The 22538-nt window shown below is 43.2% G+C and carries 25 protein-coding genes and 6 pseudogenes; 15 read left to right on the top strand and 16 right to left on the bottom strand.

Annotation, left to right across the window (positions count from 1 at the left end; all coding sequences use genetic code 11):
- Positions 1-31: 31 nt before the first annotated feature.
- The 4 genes and pseudogenes from SLP02_RS18245 to SLP02_RS18235 all read left to right on the top strand — a co-directional run.
- Positions 32-218: pseudogene (locus tag SLP02_RS18245) on the top strand (SDR family NAD(P)-dependent oxidoreductase); the annotation flags it as partial.
- A 55-nt stretch (positions 219-273) separates the two neighbouring features.
- Positions 274-492, top strand: a complete 219-nt coding sequence (locus tag SLP02_RS18240) for a hypothetical protein (protein ID WP_319422155.1) — start codon at positions 274-276, stop codon at positions 490-492.
- Positions 462-587: a helix-turn-helix domain-containing protein gene (locus SLP02_RS26780; RefSeq protein ID WP_413467399.1), complete on the top strand. Its 126-nt coding sequence runs from the start codon at positions 462-464 to the stop codon at positions 585-587. The genes SLP02_RS18240 and SLP02_RS26780 overlap by 31 nt, the downstream gene beginning before the upstream one ends.
- A 9-nt stretch (positions 588-596) precedes the next feature.
- Positions 597-809 (top strand): hypothetical protein, encoded by a 213-nt coding sequence (locus SLP02_RS18235; protein ID WP_319422154.1) that lies wholly within the window; start codon positions 597-599, stop codon positions 807-809.
- Positions 810-987: 178 nt separating this feature from the next.
- Here SLP02_RS18235 and SLP02_RS18230 read toward each other — a convergent pair.
- From SLP02_RS18230 to SLP02_RS18220, 3 genes and pseudogenes are all read right to left on the bottom strand, one after another.
- Positions 988-1939, bottom strand: a pseudogene (locus SLP02_RS18230) (IS630 family transposase).
- Between the two features lie 215 nt (positions 1940-2154).
- Positions 2155-2412 (bottom strand): hypothetical protein, encoded by a 258-nt coding sequence (locus tag SLP02_RS18225; protein WP_319422153.1) that lies wholly within the window; start codon positions 2410-2412, stop codon positions 2155-2157.
- A 190-nt stretch (positions 2413-2602) separates the two neighbouring features.
- Positions 2603-3091, bottom strand: coding sequence for a helix-turn-helix domain-containing protein (locus tag SLP02_RS18220; protein ID WP_319422152.1), 489 nt, complete (start codon positions 3089-3091; stop codon positions 2603-2605).
- Positions 3092-3188: 97 nt separating this feature from the next.
- Here SLP02_RS18220 and SLP02_RS26775 point away from each other — a divergent pair.
- A pseudogene (locus SLP02_RS26775) lies at positions 3189-3399 on the top strand (IS1 family transposase); the annotation flags it as partial.
- Here SLP02_RS26775 and SLP02_RS18215 read toward each other — a convergent pair.
- The 9 genes and pseudogenes from SLP02_RS18215 to SLP02_RS18175 all read right to left on the bottom strand — a co-directional run bounded on the left by SLP02_RS18215 (position 3393) and on the right by SLP02_RS18175 (position 9399).
- A complete protein-coding gene (locus SLP02_RS18215) occupies positions 3393-3926 on the bottom strand; it encodes a lipocalin-like domain-containing protein (RefSeq protein ID WP_319422151.1) in 534 nt (177 codons plus the stop codon). The pseudogene SLP02_RS26775 and the gene SLP02_RS18215 sit on opposite strands and share 7 nt — an antisense overlap.
- 35 nt (positions 3927-3961) lie before the next feature.
- Positions 3962-4309, bottom strand: a complete 348-nt coding sequence (locus tag SLP02_RS18210) for a nuclear transport factor 2-like protein (RefSeq protein ID WP_319422150.1) — start codon at positions 4307-4309, stop codon at positions 3962-3964.
- Between the two features lie 265 nt (positions 4310-4574).
- On the bottom strand, positions 4575-5561 hold the full coding sequence (locus tag SLP02_RS18205) for an aldo/keto reductase (protein ID WP_319422149.1): 987 nt from the start codon (positions 5559-5561) through the stop codon (positions 4575-4577).
- Positions 5562-5599: 38 nt separating this feature from the next.
- A complete protein-coding gene (locus SLP02_RS18200; RefSeq protein WP_319422148.1) occupies positions 5600-6367 on the bottom strand; it encodes an enoyl-CoA hydratase/isomerase family protein in 768 nt (255 codons plus the stop codon).
- Between the two features lie 196 nt (positions 6368-6563).
- Complete coding sequence (locus SLP02_RS18195) at positions 6564-7046, bottom strand: nuclear transport factor 2 family protein (protein WP_319422147.1); 483 nt, start codon at positions 7044-7046, stop codon at positions 6564-6566.
- A 180-nt stretch (positions 7047-7226) separates the two neighbouring features.
- Positions 7227-7517 carry an Atu4866 domain-containing protein gene (locus SLP02_RS18190; RefSeq protein ID WP_319422146.1) on the bottom strand — a complete coding sequence of 97 codons (291 nt, stop codon included), beginning with the start codon at positions 7515-7517 and terminating at the stop codon, positions 7227-7229.
- Positions 7518-7689: 172 nt separating this feature from the next.
- A pseudogene (locus tag SLP02_RS18185) lies at positions 7690-7947 on the bottom strand (carboxymuconolactone decarboxylase family protein); the annotation flags it as partial.
- Position 7948: 1 nt separating this feature from the next.
- Positions 7949-8800 (bottom strand): oxidoreductase, encoded by an 852-nt coding sequence (locus SLP02_RS18180; RefSeq protein WP_319422145.1) that lies wholly within the window; start codon positions 8798-8800, stop codon positions 7949-7951.
- Positions 8801-8940: 140 nt separating this feature from the next.
- Positions 8941-9399, bottom strand: a complete 459-nt coding sequence (locus SLP02_RS18175) for a transposase (RefSeq protein WP_319422144.1) — start codon at positions 9397-9399, stop codon at positions 8941-8943.
- Between the two features lie 531 nt (positions 9400-9930).
- On the opposite strand from SLP02_RS18175, the pseudogene SLP02_RS18170 reads away from it, so the two are divergent.
- From SLP02_RS18170 to SLP02_RS18160, 3 genes and pseudogenes are all read left to right on the top strand, one after another.
- Positions 9931-10200: pseudogene (locus SLP02_RS18170) on the top strand (transposase); the annotation flags it as partial.
- A gap of 239 nt (positions 10201-10439) precedes the next feature.
- Complete coding sequence (locus SLP02_RS18165; protein WP_319422143.1) at positions 10440-11276, top strand: hypothetical protein; 837 nt, start codon at positions 10440-10442, stop codon at positions 11274-11276.
- A gap of 40 nt (positions 11277-11316) precedes the next feature.
- On the top strand, positions 11317-12015 hold the full coding sequence (locus SLP02_RS18160; protein ID WP_319422142.1) for an IS66 family transposase: 699 nt from the start codon (positions 11317-11319) through the stop codon (positions 12013-12015).
- 175 nt (positions 12016-12190) lie between these two features.
- Here SLP02_RS18160 and SLP02_RS18155 read toward each other — a convergent pair whose 3' ends face one another.
- On the bottom strand, positions 12191-12670 hold the full coding sequence (locus SLP02_RS18155; protein WP_319418707.1) for a hypothetical protein: 480 nt from the start codon (positions 12668-12670) through the stop codon (positions 12191-12193).
- Positions 12671-13300: 630 nt separating this feature from the next.
- Positions 13301-14098, bottom strand: a complete 798-nt coding sequence (locus tag SLP02_RS18150; protein WP_319422141.1) for a hypothetical protein — start codon at positions 14096-14098, stop codon at positions 13301-13303.
- 1382 nt (positions 14099-15480) lie between these two features.
- Between SLP02_RS18150 and SLP02_RS18145 the strand changes: the two genes are divergently transcribed.
- The 4 genes and pseudogenes from SLP02_RS18145 to SLP02_RS18125 all read left to right on the top strand — a co-directional run bounded on the left by SLP02_RS18145 (position 15481) and on the right by SLP02_RS18125 (position 20873).
- Positions 15481-15867 (top strand): hypothetical protein, encoded by a 387-nt coding sequence (locus tag SLP02_RS18145; RefSeq protein ID WP_319422140.1) that lies wholly within the window; start codon positions 15481-15483, stop codon positions 15865-15867.
- 6 nt (positions 15868-15873) lie between these two features.
- Entirely contained in the window at positions 15874-16635 is a 762-nt protein-coding gene (locus tag SLP02_RS18140) for a P-loop NTPase family protein (protein ID WP_319422139.1), read from the top strand.
- Positions 16632-17216 (top strand): hypothetical protein, encoded by a 585-nt coding sequence (locus SLP02_RS18135; protein WP_319422138.1) that lies wholly within the window; start codon positions 16632-16634, stop codon positions 17214-17216. Before SLP02_RS18140 ends, SLP02_RS18135 begins: the two co-directional genes overlap by 4 nt.
- A gap of 104 nt (positions 17217-17320) precedes the next feature.
- Positions 17321-20873, top strand: a pseudogene (locus tag SLP02_RS18125) (protein NO VEIN domain-containing protein).
- Positions 20874-20946: 73 nt separating this feature from the next.
- Here the strand turns inward: SLP02_RS18125 and SLP02_RS18120 are convergent.
- Both SLP02_RS18120 and SLP02_RS18115 read right to left on the bottom strand, forming a co-directional pair.
- A complete protein-coding gene (locus SLP02_RS18120; RefSeq protein WP_319422135.1) occupies positions 20947-21150 on the bottom strand; it encodes a hypothetical protein in 204 nt (67 codons plus the stop codon).
- Positions 21151-21244: 94 nt separating this feature from the next.
- Complete coding sequence (locus SLP02_RS18115; protein WP_319422134.1) at positions 21245-21514, bottom strand: helix-turn-helix transcriptional regulator; 270 nt, start codon at positions 21512-21514, stop codon at positions 21245-21247.
- A 103-nt stretch (positions 21515-21617) separates the two neighbouring features.
- Between SLP02_RS18115 and SLP02_RS18110 the strand changes: the two genes are divergently transcribed.
- The 3 genes from SLP02_RS18110 (at position 21618) to SLP02_RS18100 (ending at position 22427) form a co-directional block, all read left to right on the top strand.
- A complete protein-coding gene (locus SLP02_RS18110) occupies positions 21618-21860 on the top strand; it encodes an AbrB/MazE/SpoVT family DNA-binding domain-containing protein (protein ID WP_319422133.1) in 243 nt (80 codons plus the stop codon).
- On the top strand, positions 21850-22200 hold the full coding sequence (locus SLP02_RS18105; RefSeq protein WP_319422132.1) for a type II toxin-antitoxin system PemK/MazF family toxin: 351 nt from the start codon (positions 21850-21852) through the stop codon (positions 22198-22200). The genes SLP02_RS18110 and SLP02_RS18105 overlap by 11 nt, the downstream gene beginning before the upstream one ends.
- 83 nt (positions 22201-22283) lie before the next feature.
- Positions 22284-22427 carry a hypothetical protein gene (locus tag SLP02_RS18100; RefSeq protein WP_319422131.1) on the top strand — a complete coding sequence of 48 codons (144 nt, stop codon included), beginning with the start codon at positions 22284-22286 and terminating at the stop codon, positions 22425-22427.
- The last annotated feature ends 111 nt before the right edge of the window (positions 22428-22538 follow it).

Below are 22538 nucleotides of genomic sequence, written 5' to 3'. Positions count from 1 at the left end.
AATAACCTCAACTAAAAACTAGCAAAAAAATATGATGATACTTGAAAATAAAGTGGCCTTTAGTCACTGGTGGAACATCGGGAATTGGGCGAGTAACTGCGATCGCTCTTGGTACTGCTGGCGCAAAAGTTGTTTTTTCAGGCAGACGCAAGGAAGAAGGAGAAAAAACGGCTGCACTAATTGGCGATGCTGGCGCAGAATGTTTATTCGTGCGCTCATACCAATTCTCCATGAAGATGCACTAAATTAATAATAATGATACGGTATGAAAAAATGGGCAATAAGTTTGAGGTAGAAGTTAACGAAAGCCAAGAAGAATTAAAACATCGATTGCATTACGCAGTTACTGCAAGTAGCAAAGAGAGATTGCAGATGCTGTATTGGCTCAAACAAGACGCGATTACGCTCCGCGTACCCCGAAGGGATCGCCAGCAGAAAAGAACTATCTCAAAAATTGGGCGATCGATGAATCGACAATATATCGATGGCTAAAGAAATACCGTCAAGGAGGTCTGAAAAATTTGCTTGATGTCAAAACCCCTCCAGGTAGGAAAAGCCAAATTTCTGTAAGAGAAATGAATCAGTAAAAAAAACGTTTGAGTCAACCTCAAGGATTTAAAAGTTATAGAGAAATTCAAGAGTGGCTAAATCAAGAATTTAGCATAGATCTTGCTTATAAAAGCGTACACAAAATTATTCGCTACAAACTAAAAGCTAAACTAAAAATACCACGTTCACAAAGCCAGAAAACCAAACCTCAAGTTCAAGATGCCTTTAAAAAAAACTCAAAGACATCATCAAAGTATTAATTGACCATTTAGGTACGGGACAGCAAGTTCGCTACTGGTGTCAAGATGAGAGCCGTTTGGGACTTAAAACATTGACTGGCAAAATTATCACTCTTCAAGGTATCAAACCTCAAGGTATTACCGTCGCTCTGGGTTTAAAGCCTACCCCATCGCAGGGTACTTGCCCTTCGATATAGCATTACGCATATACGTTAGGACATTTTTTGAAAGCTGTATCAACACATTCTCTAACAGTCTCAAATTCTTTAACTCTCTGCTTCATCCAAGTTTTGAGAACCGACCACCAACGCTCTATCTTGTTTAGATCGGCAGAATAAGAGGGCAAATACCAAATCTGGCACCCTGCTTCTTCTACTATTTCTTGAATACTTTGTCCTTTATGAAAAGTAGCATTATCAATAATAATGATATTTCCAGGTTGAAGTTGAGGAATCAAACTTTCTTTAAGCCATGTCTCAAATAAATCTCGATTACATGACCCTTCAAAAGTTAACGGAGCAAACACTTTTCCTTCTTTGAATGCAGCAATCCAACTTACTCTCTCATTTCTTTTACCAGATTTGAGTGCCTAACATCTTTCTCCTTTGGGGCTATAACCATAGGGATAATCGTCTCGGTTATCGAATCCTGCTTCATCCACATAAACTAGGTTATTTGCCTGTTGATGTTTTAGTTGCTCTTGAAATTCTTTTCTTTTCTCTTCATCTGTTTCTTGATACCCGTAAGTTTGTCTTGGTCAGCGTACATGCGGGCAAGCCCTTTGTCTTGCGCCTGTCGGCGACGCGGGGTCTGACCGCTTTTTTTCTGGTTATGCCTAACTTTTTAATTCCATCACTAATATTTTGCTGGGTAAGATTCTCTCCCCACAAATCTGCCATTTGCTGTTGTGTCTTATCTTTATGTTGTTTAACAAACTGTTTGAATCTCTCTAAATCCTGAATTTTTCGCTCTTCTCTGGTAAGACGCTCGGCGACCGCTTTAAAGTCTCCTGTTTCTTGTTCTCTTTTCAGCCATAGGTCTAAGGTGTTACGGCTTATTTTCATCAATCGACAAATAGTTCTCTTCTTTTCACCTCTAGAACAGGCATCTACGGCTTTTTTTCTTAAATCGTAGCTATAGGGAGCAGGCATTATTTTTCGGTTTTGGCGAGCGCTTTTATTTTAGCTAATTTTGTCCTAACCTAGCCACGTATTGCTATATATGAAATACTTAAATGTTTGCTACAAATAAGGCATCTAAAATCAAATCCCATCCTGTAACTGATGCGATCGTAGATGAAGTTAATTTTGATAAGACATCAGATAGCTTTTCTCTTAAGCGGTCGAGGTTATCGAATAGCGACCATTTAAGATGCTTCTTGATTTCTTTCCACAGTCGCGTGTGGGGGATTGACTTGGGGACAGTAAGGAGGCTGAAAAAACAAAATTACATTGTCAGGAATCTCAAGCTCTGACCAAATGTGCCAGCGACCATTATCTAGCTGAATAATGTGTAATTGCTTGGGATAAGCCTGAGAAAACCAATTAAGGTATTGTTGAAAACAAACACCATCGACATGAGAAAATTCAGCAAAAAAACTCGCTCCTGAACGAGGTTCAATCAAGCCATATAACCAAAGATAATCGAAGCACCATTGCTCAATACCAACTGGTTGAATTCCTCTAGCAGTTAGTTTCCTGGCCCAAAGTGTGATTAGTCCAATTCTCGATTCACGCTACGACACCAATATCGAACTTGCTTATATCGAGCTACTTTATCTTGATTCTGGTGAAGAATTTGCTTAAGACGTTTTCCTAGTTTTTTTTAAAGTCTTCGACTATTCCTGCCTCTTGTTTGATGTGAACTGGACGAGGAACTTTTAACTTAGCTTTTAATCGATACCTGACCAACTGATGAACCCCTGTATAGCTCATTTCTACATCATGAACCACTCGCAGCCAAGTTTGAACCTCTTTATAGCTAGAAAATCCCTGTTCATCTATTAATTCTCGCCTGAGACTTGCTTCGACCAATGGATTGAGTTTGTTTTTTCTCCCGCTACTTTTACCTTTTGTCAGCAAAGCGTTGATGCCTTGTACTTTGTAGCTACTTAGCCATCTCGATACTGTGACTCTATGTTTTCCAATTAAGTTGGCGATCGCTTTTGTTGTTTGTACTTGACCACTTTTGAGCCAATACAATGCTTGTACTCTTTCTTTAACCTCCTTCGTCGCAGTTGACTGGAGCAGTTGTCTTAATTCGTCAACTGTTTCCAAAATTTCTATTTTGATTACACCACTCATTAAGTTCTCAATTTATTTTTCTCTCTCCTTTATTTGTAACATTCTTTTTTGTATTTCATATTATTAGTTATTAGCTACTAATAACTAATAACCGTGACATCGCACAGGAGCAGTTCTCGCTTATGTCCTTGCTCCACATGAGGATGCAGCCCTCAAGCAACTTCAGCAACTGCTTGCCCCGTTTTCAATCGAGCGATTCTACACTGATAGTTGGGGTGCATACTTGCGACTGTTAGATTCCCAGAAGCATACGGTTAGCCAGACCAACACTCAGCGGATTGAGCGTAAGCATTTGACTGGCTTAACGGCCGATCCGCTCCCAGACGATCGTCACCTTTGCCCCGCCAGGCCTCTGAAAATTTTCGATCATCCGATTGCCCTGGACATCCAGCGTCAGCTCCTTCGTGGTTCGGACGTCCCCGATCACGTTGGGAAAGTTGGAACCCTCGACGGTGTTGCCGCTGAAGTTACCATTGGCGTCGACCGTGTACCGGCCATAGATGGCGAACGCGCCCGCCATCGCCGCGGCGTTCTCCTGGTCCGTGCCATCGCTGCGCTCGTTCGATTCAAAGCGCGGAACGCGCGGATCGTTCAGGAGCTCCACGAAGTGCAGATCGCGCGTGAATGTGAGCATGCCATGTGGCTCGGTCCCGTAGGGGTACGACCTCTCGCCATTCTTCTCCAACGTCGCCGAAACCGGACGCCACGTTCCCACGACCTCGTTCGGAACTTGCGCCCCTGTCGACCGAAAATCGGCGCAAGCCACTGACCACAGCGAGATTCCCAAGCCCAGCGCGGCCATTGTAACGCGCGTCGACGAAAAATTACGGTTCATAATGCCACCATCTTATTAAAGCAATTAAGATCTTATTAAAGCATTTGATTGGACTTAAAGAAATATACTGCCAGAAATTTCGATTCTTTAAGCATTGCGACGACTTGATCGAGCAGTTCCTGCTTACGAAAAGTACCTACACCTGCACCCGTTCCAGACACTGTCCAGGTTGCATCAGGAGTGAGTAGGTCAAAGACACTGCCAGTTTTGTTGCGCCAATTGTCGAAATATTGCTGGACGATTTGTTTGTTGCGCTGTTCAATTGTCTCGGTATCCGATAAGTTTGCTGCATGGAATTGAGTTACCTGAGTGAACTTAGCGATCTCTGGAGATCGATCTAGCGATTGTTGTTGATTCAGTGTGGCTCGATCGAAAATTGACACGACCTGCGCCCGAACAGTTGCTTTCGTAGCATAAGCTGTAGATCGTTCCTAGAATAGCGATCGACCCGATTGAAACTCAAATTAAATGACGCATCATTACACCTTTAAAACTTTTAAACTTTTAAAAGTTTTAAGCTAGCATCGATCGCAGACATCATCTGCCGTCAGCAGCGATCGCCATGATCCAAACCAGGTAGGAAAACACAAGGGTTAGTACTAAATTCAAGAAAAGGAGTGACGAATGGCGACCACGATGACGCTTAACCTACGATCGATCGAGCATACTCATCATTTTCTGGTTGTAGCGATCGCCCGATGCTGCGCCGACAGGTGCCGCTTGACTGAGCCTATCGAGTACCTCATGGCTCAACTCAATCTCAGCCGCCGCCGCGTTCTCTTCCAGGTAGGCTCTGCGCTTGGTTCCTGGAATCGGCACAATGTCATCTCCTTGATGTAGCAACCAGGCTAGGGCGATCTGACTAGGTGTTGCGTTCTTTTCCTGAGCAATCTGTTTAACGCGATCGACCAGCTTCAGGTTTTGATTGAAGTTTTCGCCTTGAAAGCGGGGATCGGTGCGACGGTAGTCGTCCTCAGCAAAGTCTTCAACGCGCTCGATCTGACCTGTCAAAAAGCCTCGTCCAATGGGGCTGTAGGGAACAAACCCGATGCCAAGCTCCCGAACTGTAGGTAAGACTTGGGCTTCGGCTCCCCGTTCCCAGAGTGAGTATTCGCTCTGAAGGGCACTGATCGGATGCACCGCATGAGCACGGCGGATAGTGTTCGGACTCGCCTCCGAGAGTCCCAAATAGCGGACTTTGCCTTGCTGAACTAGTTCAGCCATTGCGCCCACGGTCTCCTCGATCGGCACGGCTGGATCGACTCGATGCTGGTAGAACAAATCAATGTAATCAGTGCCTAACCGCTTCAGCGACGCATCACAAACTTCGCGAACGTGTTCAGGTCTACTGTTGAGTCCTTGCCGCACATCACCGGAGATGGCATGACCAAATTTGGTAGCGATCACAACTCGATCGCGTTTGCCTTGTAGGGCACGACCAATTAACTGCTCGTTGGTGAACGGGCCATAGGCCTCAGCGGTATCAAGCAAAGTGATGCCGAGTTCAATAGCGCGATGAATGACAGCGATTGACTCCTGTTCATCAGCGCTGCCATAGGCATAGCTCATGCCCATGCAGCCAAGACCAAGTGCTGAGACGGTCAAGCCTTGAGTTCCAAGTGTTCGAGTTTTCATAAATAATTCTCCTGAGATTTCAAAGTGCTGAGGGGTAGCTAGTGAGTTGATTGATAGGCTTTGTCAGAAGCTGCCAAGCCTTCGAGCGCCATGCCAAGCTGAACGCCCTCCGCAACCCGCCTGCTGAGGCGTTGACGGAGCGTTACAGACATAAATCGGGTTAGCATCTGCGGCTTTTTCGAGAGCGATTCCGCGATCGCTTGAGCGCGGGGCAAGACTTGATCGAGCGGGACAACCTCGGCGACGACACCCCATTCTTTAGCTTCTTGTGCAGTAAACGAGCCGCCTGTGAGCGTGAGATGGCGTGCCCGATTGAGACCTAGCACTTCTTCCCAGATTAGCGCCACACCATCACCGGGCACTGTACCGAACTTGGGATGCGAGTAGTCTGAGAATACGGTTGTATCAGACACAATGGCAATATCCCCCATCATTACCCATTCGCTGTGGATACTAGCTGGACCATTTGCTGCTGTAATAATGGGCATTTCCAGGTCTACCAAGCGCTGCATCGTAATGCGTCCCCGCGAGAAGATTTCATCCCAAACTGCTGGCTTGGTGAGATCACCGAGGCTTGTACGATCGATATCAGTCATGAAGCGATCGCCAGTGCCAGTGAGAATTAGCACGCGGTTATTCCGGTCTTCGCCAATTTCATAGAGCGCTTGCGGGAACTCGATCTGCATCGGACCACTGAACGCAGCGGCTCCACCGTTGGTGTGAAATTGCAGCGTTAACACACCAGATGGACTGCGGCTTAAATGCAGGGTCGAATAGCGGTCAAAGTAGTCGGGAGTATTTTGCATGATGCTTTCCTATTTTGGGTTCAATGATAAAAACTAATGTATTGCGGGCGTTGCTGAGGGTTGGCAAAGGCTAGCAGTGGGATAACCAAATGATTTTTCTCACGTCAGATTGATGTTTAACCACTCTGTCCAATCGATCGAACGATGATTTCATTCACATCCACATCGGCAGGCTGCTCGATCGCAAAGGCACACTTCATTTAAAGGCGCTAATCGAGTCTTCTCCCTGCGACCACCAGACACCGAGCTTAATTCGTCGTATCTTCCAGCCTTCTGCTTCGCGCACAAACTCCCAGTCGTATGGTCCGCCCATCGAAATGAGCTCATCGGGCTTTTGGCTATCGGCAATTCCGATAAACCACATGAATCCGATACCGGTAGCTTGGTCGCCGGAGACCTCAAAGTCCATGTTAAGCAGTTGGTGTTCCATCGCCGCGTAGGGTGTCTCTGCTGCCACAACCTTTTTGCGGATCGCCTGCCGGCCCTTGAGGACGCCCCACGGACCAAACTCGAATTCCGCGTCCTCAGCCCAGTGTGCGATCCAGCCGTCCCAGTCTTTGAAGTCGAGCGCACGCCAGCCGCGAATGAGTGTGCTGCGGATCGCCTCTTTGTCCTCCAGCACCTGTAGCCGCTGCGCGAGTTGTGCGAAATCGGGTGTATTCATGTTCATCTGTTTCATTCCTTGTTGAGCTGTTTAGTGAGATGTGGCTTCACCGATGCCGCTGCTTGCGTCAGCGATCAGCACGACTTTCCGTGTGTTTTCGTTAATCTTCATGAGAGTGTATCTCATAATTCATAGTTGTTTTATAGTTGTGGGTCTGAATCACCATGTAGTGCTGTGACTTCTGCGATCGCGCGGTTACTTGTTCTCTTCGCGGTACAGAATCATGCCGCCGTGATAGAGTACGCCATCGCGAAATTCGCCGTCGGCGGTAAAGCCAGTGTCATCAACGTAATCGATGTGGTTGCCGGTGAGGGTGTAGCTACCCTGATAGGCACTTTGCTTCTGACCGCGTGCTTCGTCGTAACGCCCATTGGGTAGAAGTTCGTGGCGGATATAGCCGTCCTTGGTCACCCACATACCTACATAGGACTGCTGACCAGTAGTTTGTGTGACTACTTCGGTTTGAGAGTTTTGAGCTTCTTTCATAGTTTGTGAAGGGGATATGTTTTCCGGATTTAAGTAGGATCGGGGTGAACAGCCAATCATCAGTAAAACGACACTGAAACAAAGGGGAGTAATCTTAAAGCGTTTAGGGGGTCGATGAGTTGTGTTGCTCATGTTTTTTCTGTTGAGTTGTAGAGTCTTGGGTGGGACTGGATTACTGAGCAGTACTAGACCTTCGCAAAGACGCAGTAAATACTTCCCGCAATGCTTGCGCTGCATCAATGGAGCGGGGAAATCCAGCCGTGACTGTAGTCAGGTAAACGATTTCTTTGAGTTCATCCTGTGTCGCGCCTAACCTGAGCGCATAGCCCGCATGGATCTTCATCTGTGGCAGATTACCCTGGGCAGCAAAGGCGGCAACGGTCGCAAGCTGACGAGTACGATCATCTAGTCCTCTACGCGACCAGACTTCGCTATAAAACCGTTGCCAAATCTAGGAAATCTGTACTTTTAGAGACTGCTTCCCAAGCATCTAGATTTTTGGTCATTGCTTCGAGTTTTGCGCGGGTTCGTTTTAGGGCATCCGATCCCAGCACCAGGTGTAAGGGCGGATCTTCCGACTCAACGGCTTTGATGATTGCCTGTGCGCCCAAGTTCGGATCGCCAAGCTGTTTTCCGGCAATGTCAGCTAGATGCTGCACCGCCTTGCCGCTGGTCGGTTGATAGTCTGCAATCTTGGTGTGGCTATTGACAATGGAGTGGGCGCTCAAAAAATCCGTTTTAAAGGCACCCGGTTCAACCAGAGTCACTTTAATCCCCAGCGGTTCAACTTCTTGTGCTAGCGCTTGTGAAACCCCTTCTATAGCGCTTTTAGCTGCCGCATACAGACTTGAACCCGCCATCGGTGCCAAGCCTGCGATCGACGAGAGGTTCACAAGATGTCCGCTCCGCTGTCGTCTGAGATACGGCAGTACCGCCTGGACCAGGTGAACGACTCCAAAGAAGTTCACATCAAACACCCGTTGAATGTCTTCGTCACTGGTCTCTTCGAGTGCGCCCAGCAAGCCATAGCCAGCATTGTTAACGATCACATCCAAGCGCCCATGTAGCTGATAAGCCGCTTCTACTGTCTGTTTAATCTGTGCCGGATCTGTTAATTCAAGCTCAAAAAGTTTAAGGGAGTTAGCATCTCCACTGAGATCGGCTTTTCCGCTGCGTGTGGTACCAATCACAATATCACCTTGATTCAGCACCGCTTGGGCAAGTGCTTTGCCCAAGCCACGGGAAACACCTGTGATCAACCAGATTTTCTTGTCGTTTGTCATAACCTTATCCTCTTGATGTTGTACTCGAGTAGCTTCATTATATGAGCAAAAATCGGGGACTTAAATGCACAAACCTCGCAGATGATTGCCTAATCCTCTCAAGCCAGATCTTGGCAAAAGAGATATTTCCTATAGCAATCCTAGGTGGGTTGTGGAAAGACAGCATACTCAAATAACTTTGGGAAATTAAAGGTTCGACCGTGAGTTACAAGTTCAAACAGTAGTTTGACAAGAGAGAATGAATTACACAGGTGGTAAAACTCTCGTAAGAAGCGTTTAGCCTGCAACCAAACATCTTCTACGGGATTTTGTTCGAGAGCATTGGGTGCGAACCGAATACAAACCAGTTGCCAAAACTGTTGTTCATGTGCAACATTGAGTGATTGCAAGTAATCTTTCACTTCTTGGGAACGATGATAACTGGCATCGTCCCAAATAATGGCAATCCGTTGATTGGGACGCTGGGTTTGTAAATAGTCTAGAAAACTGATAATATGTTCGGAGTTAGCTATAGGATAGGCTTGAGTCAAAAACTCGTGATTGAAGTAATCTAATACCCCATAATAGGTTTGCTTCTGGCGCTCGTTGACTATAGGCACTTCAATTCGGCGATTACTCTTACCCTAGATATAACCGCAGACATCTCCCCACAGTAGGTGACCCACTCCTGCTCGGAAAAACACACTCATTTTTCCTGTTCCTATCTCCGGTAGCCATTGACTTAGCTGGGCAAGAATTTCTAGTTTTTTTTTGCACTAACTCTGGATCTTTTTTTGGGTTGCACTTTTGCGTTTTCTTCCAACTAATGCCTGAAAGCGCAAGCTGGATTGGGAAGCCTTGTCGCGCCATATTCAAGAACATCTTTAGGGATAGGTATTTCCCGTAATCCTTGATGTTTCCAGGTCTTTGTGTTTTGTTTTAGAGTTTTCTCTAACGGTACTTAAACAATTTTAGAAGTCAAAATGAGATATAATGCTTTTACTGATTGAGTTTAACATTATCCTAGATAGCGATCGCGCTTCGATAAAAGAAACTACTCCTAACGGGACTTAAACAATTTTGATGTTCAAAATAAGGTAAAATGCTTTAGTGAAAGGACTTGAGCATTATTCTTTAAGGCGATCGCCATCATGAGAGAAACCACTCCCGCAGCCATGCCACCTTGTTTCGATAAATGGTGTAAACGCTTCGATGATTTGTTAAGAACAAAGGCACAAAAACGAGAGTTTAGAAACTATTTAGGAGGATTATTGGGAGAAAGTGAGCGAAAAAATTTATATCAGATGGCTTCAGACTCTGTAGGAGTAACTTACCACAAATTACATCATTTCTTAGCAGAAGCTACTTGGTCGGCAGAGGAGATAAATGAACGTCGTTTAGAAGTGATGAATAAGTGCAGTTAGACCAGAATTAGTCGAGGTTTTAGTCTAATTGTGGATGATTCGGGACATCGAAAAAGCGCACCGCCTGCGTGACGCGAAGCTAATCCTTTAGGGCTGAGGTCTCCTCAGCGTAAAGACGGAGCAAGAAGTGGAAATTTCACGGCAGGAGTGTAACCGTTCATTCCCCCCCCTGCGAAAAAAGCAGAACTCGAAGCTAAATAATTCTCATTCGAGTAAATTGATGTATGCTATGAACCATGGCTAGACTAAACAAAGATGATTTAGCACAAATGAATCGAAGTTACTTCCAATTGTTGTCTCAAGAGAGATTGGTGGAACTAGCAGATAATTTACATATCTTAGCTACGGACTTATGGGAAAAGCAGCAGCAGAATTCAGAAAATAGCTCCCAGCCTCCATCACTCGATAATCCTTATCATCTCAAAAAGACACAAGAACCAGAACACCCTAGTTCAAAATCTGAATCCGCCACAGTCAAAACAGAAGAGAAGCAAATAAATGAGTCGAGAGTCAAAGAAAAAAAGCAAAAATCCAAGAGGAAATCAGGCAAACAATTAGGAGGAAAAGGTTTTGGTCGTCAGCAAACTTTAAAAGCAGAGGTAATCATTCGACACTATCCCCTTATATGTGCTGCTTGTAATTACGATTTAAAGGAATCTGAATCTCAAAGGTATATGGGATATTATGTCTTGGAACTAGAACCAAAATTATTCGGGTTAAGAATCGTAACTCAATTACATCATTACTATCGGACAACTTGCAGTTGTGGTCATTGCACTGATGAGAAACCAGGAACAAGATTTGTTTCTGTTATAGAAGGAAGAAACAAAGATTTACAACTAACCGAATATGTTTTAGTAGGAGTATTCCTGGCAACTTTCATCGCGAGTCTTGGCGTTCGCTACCGAATGAGTCGTCGAAAAATTCAAGAGTTTTTAAAGGATTGGACTAACACCGAATTAAGTATCGGAACTATAGATAGGTGTGTTAGAGAGGCGGGAATTGCTTGTGTGCCTGTGGTTGAAGAATTAGTGGAACAACTACAAAAATCAGATATTCTACAAATGGCGTGAAACCCATTGGTACGAGAGGGGAAAGCTTCATTGGTTATGGGTGGCAATCAATACTAAAACTGCTGTATTTCATATTGGCTCTGGTCGAAAAGAAGAATTATCTTATTTGGTTCGAGAAGCTTTTATGGGTTGGTTAGTAACGGATGGTTATGCTACATATCGTTCTCACCCCAAAAGACAGAGATGTTTAGCTCATCTGATTCGTAAAGCGATCGCTATTACCGGTGCGATTAACCAAAAAGCGCGAAAATCCGTTGCGGGGGTTCCCCCCGTTGAGGATATTGAGCAAGAAGCAGCCCAAATCGGACAATGGATTTTGAATGACTTAAGAGAATTAATTGCCCTGATTGCCGATGCCAGTGAAGATAATCGTCTTTCGAGAAAACGGATAGCTGGCTTGAGGCGGGTTTGTCATCTAGGAAAAAAAGCCGACCATGCTAAGTTACAAGCTTTAGCTAAAGAAATACTCAACGACTGGGATGCAGTGGTCGCTTTTGTCAAAAATCCTGAGTTACCGCCCATTAATAATGAAGCAGAAAGGGCTTTACGTCATGCTGTAATTGCCCGCAATATTGGATTTGGTACTCGTACTGGCGAAGGAAGTTTGGCATACAGTTCGCTGCTCAGTGTGATTGAAACCTGTTGTCTGAGAGAGCTTAATCCTTGGATTTATATAGCTTCGGTTTTAGCTAATGCTCGACGAGGTCTTGCTCCACCACAATTTCCTCTTGGAAATTAATTGATGGACATAGGGCTTCGCTGCTTTATGTCCCAAATTTTTCTGGCGTTTTTGTAGGGGGGGAATGAACGGTTACGGCAGGAGTAGGTCGTCAGTATATAGGAGAAATCGGCAAAACAGATAATGGGAATGTAGTAGTAACAACTCATCTATACCTGATTGACTGACAAAACTTTCAAGAAATATTGTAGGAATAAGTTAAAACTTTGAACTCCAACTGATCTGCTCGTTTTTGATATTGCGATCGTGATGCCATTGCAGGTGAGGGATCTTGATTACTAGAGAAAGTCACGCAATGAAGTAAATTCCAACCATTAATGAGTGCAGCTTTGACCCAATCCCAACCAATCCTAAAATAGCTATTACCACGAAACCAATGAGTATCAACCCATCTTCGTTTGCCAATACGAACTACCTCAACACCTTGGGCACTAACGTAGAGAGTAGCCACAGATAAGATAAACCACAAACGGGACAAAGCGCATACATCTCGAATCATCGAGCGTTGAACATTCCAACCACCAGATTGGTCATCTAAAAAATTCGCTTCGATATCAAAACGTAATCCATATTCAGCAAAGGTTTGTAGAGTAGTTTTTTCATTACTGACAATTGCCCATAGTTCGCCGTTAACGTTGTTGCGACCAAGAATCACATGAACTTTGCCAGAAAATTCACCTTTGTGAATCTGTACGTTGTGTAAGCAAATTGCCTCTGCTAAATGAAAGTGAAAGTTTTTAGGTTGACCAGGGCTTCGCCCTACACGATGCGAAGCATCGAAGTCGTCCGAAGGACGGACGATCTGGGCGATAGCCCTGTGGCGCGAAGTGTGAGGTGAACGCTCTCTGCGTTCCGACGTCTCCTTGGGAACGGCGACGGACAGAGAGTCCGTGTATGAAGTAAAACAGCTGCATGAAGTATGAAGTATGAGGTATGAAGTATGAAGTAAAACAGCTACTTCTTCCTTCGTATGAGGTACAAAAAATCTTTCTTCCTTCTTCCTTCAAACTTCTTCCTTCAAACTTCGTAAACAGCTACTTCCTCCTACATGCGGACAAGTCCTTTGTTCCACTATAGTTGCAAGCCCCGTCGTTCACGATCGCTCTTAGTTTGGTAGAGGTACCAGGGCTTCGCCCTACACGATGCGAAGCATCGAAGTCGTCCGAAGGACGGACGATCTGGGCGATAGCCCTGTGTATGAGGTATGAAGGCGCGAAGTATGAGGTGTGAGGTATGAGCTACAAAAAATCCTTCCCGAATTCCGAATTCCTTCTTCCTTCAAACTTCAAACTTCTTCCTTCGTATGAGGTACAAGCCCTCGAACAAACTTGAAACTTCGCGCCTTCATACTTCTGTCTTCAAACTTCTGTTGACACCAACTTCCACGCCAAATCCAGGTATTACTCTTAATTCGGAGACGATAATGCCATCCTAGTTGAGTTGTCAGCATGGTCATCAATTCGGTATGTATAAATCCTCGCTCCGCGAGTAAAATTACCTTAACTGATTCTCGTAGCCTAACTTGTGCCTGCTTAATCATCTCTCGATAATCGGTAACTGAAATACTAGCACTTTCATGGTTCATCACTCTCCACACCAACGGTAAAGCTCTCCCTCGATGAATAACCCAAAGCCGCACAAGGCAATACTCATCCCAGAACAGTGAAGTGTCTAATGCCAAAAATATTTTTGATTCTGACCAATCATCAAGTGCTGCTTTGACCAAGGACTTTCTGATTCGATGGACATTGATTCGAGGATTGTTTAGCCAACGCTGAATACGTCTCTGTCTACCCCCAGCCAACTTCCCTCGACCAGGGATGTACATCGACCATTTTGTCAGGTTGACATTGCCCGTGTGTATTAAAGCAATTATCATCCAAATACAAGTTTGAAGATGACATAAATGTAACCAGTCAGTAGCTTGACCAGGGCTTCGCCCTACACGATGCGAAGCATCGAAGTCGTCCGAAGGACGGACGATCTGGGCGATAGCCCTGTGGCGCGAAGTGTGAGGTGAACGCTCGTCTCCTTGGGAACGGCGACGGACAGAGAGTCCGTGTATGAAGTAAAACAGCTGCATGAAGTATGAAGTATGAGGTATGAAGTATGAAGTAAAACAGCTACTTCTTCCTTCGTATGAGGTACAAAAAATCTTTCTTCCTTCTTCCTTCAAACTTCTTCCTTCAAACTTCGTAAACAGCTACTTCCTCCTACATGCGGACAAGTCCTTTGTTCCACTATAGTTGCAAGCCCCGTCGTTCACGATCGCTCTTAGTTTGGTAGAGGTACCAGGGCTTCGCCCTACACGATGCGAAGCATCGAAGTCGTCCGAAGGACGGACGATCTGGGCGATAGCCCTGTGGCGCGAAGTGTGAGGTGAACGCTCTCTGCGTTCCGACGTCTCCTTGGGAACGGCGACGGACAGAGAGTCCGTGTATGAAGTAAAACAGCTGCATGAAGTATGAAGTATGAGGTATGAAGTATGAAGTAAAACAGCTACTTCTTCCTTCGTATGAGGTACAAAAAATCTTTCTTCCTTCTTCCTTCAAACTTCTTCCTTCAAACTTCGTAAACAGCTACTTCCTCCTACATGCGGACAAGTCCTTTGTTCCACTATAGTTGCAAGCCCCGTCGTTCACGATCGCTCTTAGTTTGGTAGAGGTACCAGGGCTTCGCCCTACACGATGCGAAGCATCGAAGTCGTCCGAAGGACGGACGATCTGGGCGATAGCCCTGTGTATGAGGTATGAAGGCGCGAAGTATGAGGTGTGAGGTATGAGCTACAAAAAATCCTTCCCGAATTCCGAATTCCTTCTTCCTTCAAACTTCAAACTTCTTCCTTCGTATGAGGTACAAGCCCTCGAACAAACTTGAAACTTCGCGCCTTCATACTTCTGTCTTCAAACTTCTATTGACTCATCCATTGATTCAAGGCATTGTAGAGACGGGAGTTTTGATTCACAGTATTCTGAAATTATGAGTGGTATCTAATCTCAGAGTGCTGACTCCCCTTGCTTTGTGTCAATCCCTCAACTCTTTACTGAATCTCTATTCTCAGGTTTTTCTCTTCATCTTTTGTCAGTCAACCAGGTCGCATAGTCATTTACTTTGGCGTAAAGTCTACCAATTGAGCAAACCATGAAGATTTATTTTGCTTGTTTAATCTTTTTTGATAGTGACATTTTTAATTATTTAAAACTACTGTTTAAAGAGTAATTTACATTTCTTATTGTTGATATTTAAAAATACCCAAAAATATCCAATCTATATTTATTTAAAAAACGAAGGTAATTTATTTTATTCTCACCAAGGGTGCATCAGGGGTGGAAATTTAATCAGTATAAATTTAGCTGGGTAAATTGCAAATTTATCTACTGAAGGTAAATTTTTACTGGTTCAAAAAGTTGTTTGTTTGACAAAAAAACTGGCACAATAAATAAAAATGAGTCTAAAAAATAATCAATGAATCAGTCGGAACTAAGTCCAATAGAGAAAGCGATCGCTCGTAAGATAGACAAAACTAAAGACAAGGCATCAAAACCAGGATATTTAAGAACGCTAGTGGCTAAGTTGCACTTGAGGATTGAGGCAGCTTTAGCTAGAGGATGTGAATATGATGACTTGGCTGAATCGATAGCAGAAAGTGGAGTCAAGATTAGTGCTGCTACGTTAAAGCAATATCACACTGAGTATCGTCGTTCCTTGAATGAAGAGGCACAAGACACATCTAACACTGTTAAGTCAATATTGCCGACCGAACAGCCAGAGGAAATCGAAGAGATAAGTGAGAGAGTCAATAAACCAAATCAAAAACAATCAGCAATAGATAAGTTATTTGCGAGCAAATAAACCATCATGGTCAAGGTCAAAATAGACAAGACAGAATCGACAACTACAATCATTCCGACTCGTCCTGGTATTCAAATATCTAACTGTAAGAAAGGTGGTGTAGGCAAAACACTACTCTCTAAATTAAAGGCTGCTTACTGTTTGGAATCAGAACTGGATTTCTATGCGGTTGATGCCGATAGACAGGAGAGTTTTTTGAAAGCCTATCCGCAGTTTGCCCTACCAACTCGCTTTAGTGAATTAGATAAAAATCTGAAGATACCAGACCGCATTTTGGATTTGGCTTTAGAGAAATTAGTGTTGGTAGATTTGCCTGGGAATGTGGAAGAGGCGTTTAATTATTGGCTAACGGCTAGCGATATTTTAGAGGCTTCAAGGGACTTAAATGTAGAGATTCAGAATTGGTATGTGCTGGATGATTCGACGGAATGTTATGAAGGGTTTTTGAGAACCTTAGAGTTTGTTAAGGATAATGCGACTCATATATTGGTGAGGAATTTGGGTAGGTGCGAAGACTGGGACAGCTTTGACCAATTTATTACTCCCCAGTTAATCGCTGAATATCAGTTGAAGGTGGTTGACTTGCCAAAGTTGAGGTTTGATACAGCGACGACGGTGTATAAGAATGCTCTTAGTTTTACTGAAGCCAGAAGACATTCGGAGTTTAGTACGGCTCAGTTGGCAGGATTGAGAGGATATATGCGACGAGTATATTCTGTCTTGGAAGGTGCTGGTTTTAATGTTGAAAGTTTAAAGGTGAATCAGTGAGTTATTTGAAGAAGCCAACTTTATCTCAGCAGCAGAATGAGCTACGAGAATTGATAGATGAACGGCTCAAGAATGAAGAGTCAAGGATTAGACAGCGAGTATATCGATGGCTAAATGACAATCAGTATTTTGTTGATAATGAGCTGTTTGATTTTTATTTATGTGTGGCTCAGAATATTGCTGCTGTTGAGGTGCTAGGTGCTTCAGGAGAGAAGATAGTTAAGGCAAAAAAAGAGTTGGAGGAGTTTGCAGAAGCTTATGCAACTCAGGTAGTTAATATATCTAATTGGATGCAGGAGAAATTGGAGAGCCAGTTACAGAGCGTTCAGTCTAATCAGCAGAAACTAAATACAAAGCTGGTTGAGGTATTAGAAGGATTGACTATAGAGCATCGGAATCTACAGATTGTTTCAACTGGCTTGGTTAACTCGGCTTCGGTGTTGTTGAAGAAGCAGAATCAATTGGTGGTGGAAACGGAAACAGCAAGAAGGTATGCCCATCAAACGGTAATGCTTGCTTGGATTGTTTTAATAACAAGTTTACTGGGATTTGGCTTAGTATATTTGTTTGTTCAAAACTGATTAAAATCAATTTGCAATAGAGTCACACTTCGTCACTACTGCCATTCAATTTTAGAAATAATGGGCTAATTTAGAAAAGATTTAGAGTATGTGGTAGTCAAGAAATGAGGTTAGAGGATTTAACTAAAGGCGCAACGGTCAATGGAGTATTGCCAAATCAATTGATTACTGTCATTGAGGCAAAATGGTATGGTTCAGATGTTATTGAACTAATTTATAAAGAAGCTAATGGCAGTATTGATAGTGAATTAATCTACCGCGATCGCGAGCATGAACTAGAAATTGTCACTTCATCTTTGCCTTGGAGTTTTAATGGCGATGGCAGATTATTACGTTTAGTCAGCGAAGCTCACCGCATTCAGTTAGCTCATCTTTTTGACCCCATGCTGGCGGTGCATACTTCTTTAGTCGAGCCTTTGCCGCACCAAATTACAGCAGTTTACGGCGATATGTTACCCCGACAACCACTGCGCTTCTTACTAGCAGACGATCCTGGGGCGGGAAAAACTATTATGACAGGACTGCTAATTTCTGAATTACGCATTCGGGGAGACTTAAATCGCTGTCTGATTGTCTGTCCAGGTTCTCTGGCTACCCAATGGCAAGATGAACTAGATCGACGATTTCATCTACCTTTTGATATTCTCACGAACGATCGCATTGAAGCAGCCCGTAGCGGAAATGCTTTTACTGAGATGCCTTTGTGTATTGCTCGTTTGGATAAACTGAGTCGTAATGAAGACCTCCAAGCAAAACTACAACAGACTGATTGGGATGTCATTGTTTGTGATGAAGCACATAAGATGTCTGCTTCTTTTTATGGTGGTGAAAGGAGAGAAACCAAACGCTACAAGTTAGGCAAACTGTTATCCAGTTTGACTCGCCATTTTCTGTTGCTAACTGCTACGCCTCACAATGGCAAAGAAGCCGACTTCCAGCTATTTATGGCATTACTGGATGGCGCGCTTTGAGGGTAAATTCCGCGATGGAGTACATACCGTAGATACCTCTGACCTGATGCGGAGATTGGTAAAAGAGGACTTGCTCAAGTTCGATGGCAAACCTCTATTCCCCGAACGCCGAGCTTATACCGTCGAGTATCATCTGTCAGATTTAGAAGCGAAGTTATATTCAGCAGTCACCGAATATGTGCGGGAAGAATTTAACCGCGCCGATGCCTTGAGTAACAATGGTAGAAAAGGCACGGTAGGATTTGCCCTAACTATTCTCCAACGTCGATTAGCCTCTTCTCCCGAAGCTATTTATCAATCTTTGAAGAGAAGGCACGAAAGACTGCAAAAACGGCTCAAAGAAGAAGAATTAGTCAAGAGAGGACAAGAAGTAGAGTTAGACTGGCAAAACTTACCAGGAGTCAAAGAAGAAGATTGGTCAGACTTTGAAGATGACCTATTCAATGATGAACGAGAAACTACTGAGGAAGAATTAGTTGACCGAGCCACTGCTGCGCGAACCATAGCAGAACTCAAGGTAGAAATAGAATTACTACAAAAACTAGAAAAAATAGCCCTACAGGTCAAGCTTAGTGGCATGGATCGTAAGTGGGAAGAACTGAGTCGCATCCTGCAAAATGAAGCCGAATTATTCGATGTTAGGGGACATCGGCGCAAACTGGTTATCTTTACCGAACATCGTGACACTCTCAACTATTTAGCCGCTCGCATTCGTAATTTGATTGGCAAACAAGAAACAGTAGTTACCATCAGTGGCGGTTCGGGGAGAGAAGAACGGCGTAAAGCACAAGAAGCCTTTACTCAAGACCCAGACATTCAGGTGTTAATTGCCACCGATGCTGCGGGGGAAGGGATTAACCTACAACGGGCGCACCTGATGGTCAATTATGACCTCCCCTGGAATCCCAACCGCTTAGAGCAAAGGTTTGGACGGATTCATCGTATCGGACAAACCGAAGTCTGTCACCTCTGGAATCTTCTAGCAGCAGAAACTAGGGAAGGGGACGTATATCTCAAGCTACTCAAGAAACTAGAAGTAGAACAAAAAGCATTGGGAGGTAAAGTGTTTGATGTTCTAGGTCAAGCGATTGATGGTGTGGAGTTACGACAATTACTAATTGAAGCCATTCGCTATGGAGATTTACCAGAAACTAGAGCCAAACTAGAACAAATAGTCACTAATCGTTTAAATCGCGATCGCCTTCAAGACCTGCTTTCCGAAAAGGTTTTAGCAAGGAATGCGATGGATATTACCAAAATTCAGCGTATTCGCGAGGAGATAGAACGAGCCGAAGCTAGAAAGCTGCAACCCCATTTTATCGGCTCTTTCTTTATTGAAGCCTTCCAACATTTAGGAGGAGTAATTCGTCAAAGAGAACCCAAACGCTATCAAATTACTAACGTTCCTGCCATTATTCGCAATCGCGGTCGTCAAATTGGCACGAGAGAGCCGATTTTAACCTGCTACGAACGGATTTGTTTTGATAAGGAGTTAATTAGTGTTCTAGGTAAACCTTTAGCTGCCTTTATCTGTCCTGGTCATCCTTTATTAGATGCCACCATCGATCTAGTCTCAGAGCGTCATCGGGATGTGCTGAAGCGGGGAAGTATTTTAATAGATGAAAATGACCCCAGTGAAGAAGTAAGAATCTTAATTACGCTCCAGCATTCAATCCAAGATGCTAAAACCGATCTATCGGGGAAACGAAGGATTGTTTCTCGCCGAATGCAGTATGTAGAAATTATCTTGGACGATTTAATGTCCTCGACTGACGATAAAGAAACAACCATTCGTAATGCTGGTTATGCTCCCTATCTCGACTATCGACCTTTACTTGAAGACGAACAAACAGTTATAGAAACCTTCTTAGAAGAATCTAATCTACCAACCGATATTGAAGCCGAAGCAACCAAATATGCCATTTCCCAGATAGTTCCCCAACATCTACAAGAGGTCAAGCAGCACAAAGAAGAACTAATTGATAAAACTTTAGTAGCAGTAAAAGATAGACTTACTAAGGAAATAAACTACTGGGATTATCGTGCAGCCGAATTAAAATATCAGGAAGAAGCGGGTAAAACCAACGCTAAAATCAACTCGGCTAAAGCTAGAGTCAGAGCAGATGAACTACAAGCTAGATTAGCCCGACGTATCTATGAATTAAACCAAGAAAGACGCTTATCTCCCTTACCTCCTGTGGTAGTAGGAGGAGCATTAGTTATACCAATGGGCTTGCTACACAAACTACAGGGTAAAAGCCAACCTAAAGCTCAAATGTTTGCTAAAGAAACCAAACGGGTAGAAATGTTTGCTATGAATGCAGTTATAGCAGCAGAGAAAAAACTAGGTTATGAACCTAAAGATGTAAGCAGCCTTAAATGTGGTTACGATATTGAGTCACGCATTTCCGAAACAGAAGCGTTGAGATTTATCGAGGTCAAGGGCAGGATTGAAGGTGCAGAGACAGTTACAGTTACCAAGAATGAAATTATTACTGCTTTGAATAAACCTGAAAACTATATTCTGGCAGTGGTGGAAGTTTCGTCTTCTGAAGAATTTACTGAAGGAGATGCTTCTAACGTTTATTATCTCCGACAACCATTTCAAAAAGAGCCTGATTTTGGCGTGACGAGCGTTAATTATAATTTGAAAGAATTAAAAGAACGAAGTCAAAAACCTTGCTAATAAATTAGGCAGCCGACTATTAAGTAAACTGCCTTAAATCTCTCTTTGAGAATAATTCTAAGTTTTTATTGGCTTAACATCTTGAAGCAAGTTTTTTACCTAATTTTTCTTGCTCTACAAGCTCATTCCAATTTTCTTCAACATTGCTGAAATAGCAAAAGTTAGAATCGTTGCCATTTTGTAGCTTGGCTGCTTGTAGACCATCGACAGCTTGAGAGGCTTGAAGAGTTGCTGCTAGACTCCCTTTAATTAAACGAGATTTTTTTCTAGTCGCCATGCTCTTTCGCTCCAATACTAGCTTTGTCTATCTAAATACAAATTCTGTTATCTTTCTCTAAAATGATAGCAGGAGTCAATCATTTACTGTAGTTTTAGAGTCTGTTAACGTTCTTTGCAAGATTTAAACGATAATTAGTTTCCAAATTAATCCAAAATTCCACAGTAGTTTCCAACGCTGCCGATAATTCTCTAGCTGTCTCTGGAGTAATTTGTTTTGTTCCTTTGATAATTTCGTTAATTGTTTGTGCTGGACGATTGGTCATTTCGGCTAAATCTTTTTGTGTCCAAGCACGAGCATCTAATTCTCGTTGTAAAATGCGTTTTGGTGATATTGCCCTAGCTGGTGTTAAAGTATTGCTCATTTTTGCTTCTCCCCTTCCTTAGTGATAGTTCTCAATTTGGTTTTTAAGTAATACGGTATTACGGTATAACTAAATATAGATATTTTAGTAAACGAACGTTTATATGTCGATCGCAAAAAGCAAATTAACCTCTAAACTAACTCAAAAGTATCAAGCGACTATTCCACAAGCAGTAAGAAAAAAACTAGAAATCGAACAAGGCGATCGCATTATCTTTGAAATAGAAGATGACAAGGTAGTTCTGAAAAAACTATCTCCTCTAGATTGGGAATACCTAGAGTCAGTGTCCGCTACTCTGGGTGAATGGTCGTCTGAGGCTGATGAGAAAGCTTATCGTGACTTATAAACAATACTATGTAGTAGTTGTACCTTTTCCTTTTACAGACGGTACGGCTACTAAAAAACGTCCTGCTTTAGTGATTTCCGATGCTACGGCATTTAATAAATCAATAAAGAAAAGTGTCATGGCAATGATTACTACGGCTTCTCATTCTCCCTGGGCTTTAGATGTGCCGATTTCAGATTTAAAAAGTGCAGGACTAAAAGCCAAATCGATTGTCAGAATGAAATTATTCACCTTAGATGATGCTTTAGTAATCAAAAAGATTGGTAAATTAGCAACAGGCGATCGCGATCGCGTCCAAAAATCGCTTCAGCAATTATTTAATTTGGAGAGCGAAAATTAATTAAATTATCTATGGTCAGAAAAATGAACGCACATCGTATTAAAACTGCTCTTACTGAAAACGGTAAGCTATAACTACAAAACTTGCCTTTCAAAAAAGGTGATGAAGTAGAAATAATTATTTTGGAATGTAGTTCATTAAAAACTATCTCTGATTCTCATCCATTAAGGGGAACAGTTATTGGCTATGATAATCCTTTTGAACCCATTGCTATGTCTGAAAATTAGGCAGCACAACCTGTGTCACCTGAATGTGTTTTTATGAGGATTTTAGTGAGATACAAATGCGCTACCAAAGTGTATCTTCCTAGTATAAACTGAGGCATTTTCAGCAATCTT

Origin of the sequence: Pleurocapsa sp. FMAR1, from assembly GCF_963665995.1 — a bacterium.
Lineage (GTDB): Bacteria > Cyanobacteriota > Cyanobacteriia > Cyanobacteriales > Xenococcaceae > Waterburya.
This window is presented reverse-complemented; position numbering and strand designations above follow the sequence as displayed.